The organism is Nocardioides pakistanensis (genome assembly GCF_054781215.1).
The window spans coordinates 1-1,188 of the sequence record NZ_BAAGUV010000083.1; the positions used below are offsets into that span (position 1 = coordinate 1).

Here is a 1,188-nt window from a genome sequence, read left to right on the forward strand (position 1 = left end):
GTGGTGGTAGCCGCACAGGGGCAGGGCGTTGGTGAGGTCGGTGGGTCCGCCCTGGCTCCAGGGGTCGGGGTGGTGGATCTCGCACCAGGCGAAGGGGCGTTCGCAGCCTTCGGTGGCGCAGGTTTCGTGGTGCACGGACAGGGCTCGGCGTTGGGCGGTGGTGTGCAGGCGTCGTTCGCGGCCCTGGTCGAGGATGTCGGAGTCGGCGCCGAGGACGATCGGGATGATGCCGGCGTTGCAGGCGAGCCGTCGGGCCTGGCGGGCTGAGATCCGGGTGCCGGTGTCGAGGCGGGCGGCGGCGAGCTGGTCTTGGAGGTGCTGGTGGTCGATGTGGACCAGCATGGTGGCGCCGTTGGGTCCGTGTCCGTGGGTGGGGAGGTGTTCGAGGAGCTCGGTGAACGCTGCGCCGAGGGACTCCGACCAGTTCAGGCCGGGGCCGGTGCCGGGCAGGGTGGGGTCGGTGACCAGGTCGCCGGCGCGGTTGCGGGAGAGTCGTCGGGGTGAGGAGAGGCGTTCGAGTGCGGCGCGGAGCAGCTGGCCGTGGAGCTCGGGGATGACGAACCGGCCGGTGGTGGTGCCGTCGCCGTTGTCGTGCAGGGTCAGCCAGGTCTCGATCTGGGCGTGCTGTTCCTCCTCGTCGAGCATGTCGGCTTCTTGTCTGTCGGCCAGCTCGCGGTCGAGGCGTTCGAGCATCCGGCGGGCGACCTGGCGTAGTCGGCGGGCGTTCATCCCGGCGGTGGCCTTGGCCACGAGTGCCTCCTCGGCGGCTGTGCGCTGCTCGGGGGTGGCTGCTTCGGGCATGCGTTCGGCGGCGCGGACGATGACCCGGACCTGGTCGAGGCTGATCGTTCCGGCGGCGAACGCCTCGCGGGTGGCGTGGTAGCGGTCTTTCAGGAGCCGGGCCAGCCAGAGGCCACCGGCCATCACCCCGCGGGTGGTGCCGGTCAGCTTCGCCGCCCATGCCGCGGTGTCGGTGGCTGCCTCCTGGTCGGCCAGCTCCCGGCGATCGGCCTCGGCGAGCAGGCGTAGCCGGAGCTCGGTGGCCTGGGCCTCGAGGGCGACCAGCTCGGCAAGCCCCTCGGAGATCTCGAACCGGTCCAGCGAGCCGACCGGCACCGCCGCTGCCTCCTCGACCGCAGCACGCGCCGCAGCCACAGCCCGAGCCAGGGCCGGGGTGCGGAGCTGCTG

At 72.5% G+C, this 1,188-nt stretch carries 1 protein-coding gene; it reads right to left on the bottom strand.

Translation table 11 applies throughout. From position 1 onward, the window contains the following. Nucleotides 1-1,155, bottom strand: a 1,155-nt coding sequence (locus tag ACYVIH_RS22645; protein WP_460871809.1) for an HNH endonuclease signature motif containing protein, incomplete at its 3' end; no start/stop codon positions are given. Nucleotides 1,156-1,188: the final 33 nt, after the last annotated feature.